At 70.3% G+C, this 3,588-nt stretch carries 2 protein-coding genes and 1 pseudogene; all 3 read right to left on the reverse strand.

Going from position 1 to position 3,588, the window contains the following annotated elements; genetic code table 11:
- Positions 1-238: pseudogene (locus AB0F18_RS38885) on the reverse strand (2-methylisoborneol synthase); the annotation flags it as partial.
- A 99-nt stretch (positions 239-337) separates the two neighbouring features.
- Positions 338-1,753 carry a family 2B encapsulin nanocompartment shell protein gene (locus tag AB0F18_RS38890; RefSeq protein WP_362070182.1) on the reverse strand — a complete coding sequence of 472 codons (1,416 nt, stop codon included), beginning with the start codon at positions 1,751-1,753 and terminating at the stop codon, positions 338-340.
- A 244-nt stretch (positions 1,754-1,997) separates the two neighbouring features.
- Positions 1,998-3,143 (reverse strand): amidase domain-containing protein, encoded by a 1,146-nt coding sequence (locus AB0F18_RS38895; protein ID WP_362070185.1) that lies wholly within the window; start codon positions 3,141-3,143, stop codon positions 1,998-2,000.
- Between the last annotated feature and the right edge of the window lie 445 nt (positions 3,144-3,588).

Raw genomic sequence — 3,588 nt, forward strand, 5'->3', positions numbered from 1 at the left:
GCGCGGGCCCGGCGGCCTCGGGCACGGTCACGGGAGCCGGCGCGGCCTGCGCCGCCGGGGCGGTTCCGAAGGGCCGCACCGGCCGGGACGGCAGGGCCCGCCGGAGGCCGGTGGCGGCTCCGGCGCCGTCGGCGGGTACGTGGACGGGGGCGAGGGCGTCGGCGAGGGCCGGGGCCCCGAAGCGGGCCGCTGCGGCGGGCGGGCCCTGCTGCAGAGGGGAAGGCCCGGGGTCGGGCATCCGTAGCTCCTTGGTGAGGTGAGTGGGCCGTCCCGGGCCCCGGGCATGCTCGGTCGGCCCGGGACGGTCCGGGCTGTCGTGGCCGTCGGGGGCGTGCCGCTAGTCGCGCCTGCGGGCGATCTGCACGTTCTCCAGCACGCCGAGCGCGTCGGGCACGAGGATGGCGGCGGAGTAGTAGGTGGAGACCAGGTAGGAGATGATCGACCGCTCGTCGATGCCCATGAAGCGCACGGACAGGCCCGGCTCGTACTCCTCCGGCAGGCCGGTCTGGCGCAGGCCGATGACGCCCTGGTTGTCCTCGCCGGTACGCATGACGAGGATGGAGCTGGTGTTCTCCTTGCTGATCGGGATCTTGTTGCACGGCAGGATGGGGACCCCGCGCCAGGCCGGGACCTGCTGCCCGCCGAGGTCCACGTGGTCCGGGTAGAGCCCGCGCGCGTTGAACTCGCGCCCGATCGCCGCGATCGTCTTGGGGTGGGCGAAGAAGAACTTGGAGCCGCGGCGGCGGCAGAGCAGCTCGTCGAGGTCGTCCGGGGTGGGCGGTCCGGAGTGGGTCTGGATCCGCTGCTTGAAGTCGGCGTTGTGCAGCAGGCCGAACTCCCGGTTGTTGATCAGCTCGTGCTCCTGGCGCTCGCGCAGCGCCTCGATGGTGAGCCTGAGCTGTTCCTCCGTCTGGTTCATCGGCCCGTTGTAGAGGTCGGCGACCCTGGTGTGGACGCGCAGGACGGTCTGCGCGACGGAGAGCTCGTACTCGCGCGGGTTGAGCTCGTAGTCGACGAAGGCGCCGGGCAGTTCGGCCTCGCCGGTGTGGCCGGCCGACATCGCGATCTCGGCCTCGCCGTGACGGTTCTGCCGCTGGAGCGGGAGGGAGCTGAACTTGCGGATGTGCTCCTGGAGATGGGGAGCCGAGGCCATGACGGCGGCGAACTCCGCGCGGGAGAGCGTGAGCAGGGTGCCGGGGGTGTCGGCGGTGGCGGTGTAGTCCCAGGTGGCGTCGGCGTCCAGCAGGGCGTTCTCGCCGAAGCGCTCGCCGTCGGCGAGGACGGCCACGGCGACCTCGTCCCCGTACTTGCCGACGGAGGTCTGGCTGATGCGGCCGTGGGCGATGAGGTGGATCTGCTCGGCGGGGGTGCCGCGTTCGACGAGGACCTCACCGGCGCGGAAGTCGCGCTGGACGCACCGGTCGGCGATCGCGGTCAGCACGGCGACGTCGTCGAAGCCGCGCAGCAGGGCCAGTTCGCCGAGCTCCCGGGGGATCACCCGGACGCTGGCGCCGTCCTGGACGAAGTCGATGGAGCCGTCGCCGACGGCGTAGCTGAGGCGGCGGTTCACCCGGTAGGTGCCGCCCTTGGTCTCCACCCAGGGGAGCATCCGCAGCAGCCACCGGGAGGTGATCTCCTGCATCTGCGGGGCGGACTTGGTCGTGGTCGCAAGGTTGCGGGCGGCAGCCGTGCTCAGGCTCTGCTGCTGGGGCGGTTCCTGCAGCTCTGCTTCGGGGCTGGTGTCAATGGTCATCGGACGAGCTCTCCTTCGTAAAACTGGAAAAAGAGGATGAATATCCGGGAATCCGTCCAGATCCCAAGGAACAGTAATGGCCCGTTCTCCTAGTGGACCTTGAAACGCCGTGGGCATTACCTCGATGCAGTGATCTTCGTCGGCGTGACGTTTGCGCGGTCGCGGCCGCGGACACAAAAAAGCCCCTTCCGCCGCGGATTCGCGTGGCGGAAGGGGCCGTTGGGCTGCCCGTCAGGGCCGTCCGTCAGGTGCGGTACGCGTAGTAGACCGCGTCCGGGTAGGACGCGAGGATGCTCGCGAGCGACTTGCGGTACGTGTTGGTGGAGTGGTACGTCAGGTACGGCATTCCGGCCCTGCTGCGGTACGTCACGATCATCGAGTGGTCCTTGGACCCGTCGCGGTTGAAGTCCGCCTGCAGGATGTCGCCGACGTCCATCTGGTAGACGTTCGCCAGGTTGGCGGCACGCTGGTTCGACAGGGTGAACCAGGCCCACTCGTTGGCGCCGACCCACGAGTCGGACTGGTTGGCGCCGTCGTACCACCAGTTGCGGTAGTCCGAGGAGGTGCCCGGGACCGGCTTCCAGCCACCGGCCTTCAGCGCCTGGCTGATGAAGTTGGTGCAGTCTCCGCCGTTGCCGCTGAACTTGCGGTACGCCGGGTTGTAGCTGCTCCAGTACTTCTCGGCGTACTTCGCCATGGCGGCGTAGTCGTAGGCTCCGCCGGTCAGCGTCTTGGGCTTCGCCGTCGCCGGGTACTTGGTGGACGCGGGCGTGCCGTCCGGGTACTGGTTGCCGTCGTCCTTGACGACGTTCACCTTGGCGGCGACGGGCTCGTTGACCGCGACGGGGCCGGCGTCCTGGGACTTGATCGTGTTGAGCTCCCAGTCACCGCCCTTCTTGCTGGTCAGGGTGAGCTCGTAGCGCGTGCTGAAGTCGGTCGTCGAGGGCTCGTCGCCGCGCAGCTTCTTGTAGGTGAGCGTGGTCTGCTCGGTGACCTGGACGGTCGCCTTCCCCCCGGTCACCGTGGCACGGTCGACCGTGACCTTGGTGTCCGCGCCGCTGTAGGCCTCACCCAGCTCCGCCAGCCGCGTCTTGCGCGAACGCAGCGACTGGATCGCGGCGTCCTCGTCCTTCTTCAGCCCGTCCGACATGCGGGCCTTCTTTTTGCCTGCCTTGCCGTGGTCGCCGTGGCGCACGGTCTGGCCCTCGACCAGGGCCTGGGTGCGCTGCGAGAGCACGTCGTCGGCGAGGCGGGCGAAGGCGTCGGCGGTGGCCTTGTCGGCCTCCTTGGGGCCGGAGACGGCGTTCGCCGAGTAGGCGAAGAAGCCCCCGGACGCCACGGCCACGGTCAGGGCCGCGATGGCGGCGGGCCTGAACCTCTTAGGTATCACTGTGTTTCCCCTTGTCACCCGGTCCACACGGACCGGGAGGACGGAATTTTCGCACAACTGGGCGACCGATTCGCCGCGTTCCGCTTTGTCACCGGATGCCCGGTAGGAGTCGCCCGGGAAGCGGAGGCCTCCGGCTCCGTTTAGTGACGGGCGGGGTCTGCGGTCCGTGGCGGCGGCCCACCGTGACCACCTCGAACGGCTCACAGCAAATACCTCTAGGGTGTCCGGGAAAGCACGGAAGAGGGAGCATCCGCAGTGGCCAGGCAGGATACGGGCGGAAGAGGGCGGTCTCGGGGCAGACGCGCGCCCTCGGACGCCGGCGGAGCGGCCTCCCCGGGCCGCCGGGGCGGACCGGGGGCGCGCCGCCGCCGCCGGGCGGGCGGGGACCGGCCGGGAGCCCTCGCGCCGGGGTTGGCGCGGGCGCTCGCGCCCGCCGTCGCCGCCG

Source organism: Streptomyces sp. NPDC029216 (assembly GCF_040648015.1).
Taxonomy (GTDB): domain Bacteria; phylum Actinomycetota; class Actinomycetes; order Streptomycetales; family Streptomycetaceae; genus Streptomyces.

Excerpts from the sequence above, each read along its gene's own strand:
- AB0F18_RS38890 (WP_362070182.1), bottom strand. The coding sequence starts at position 1,753 with ATGACCATTGACACCAGCCCCGAAGCAGAGCTGCAGGAACCGCCCCAG.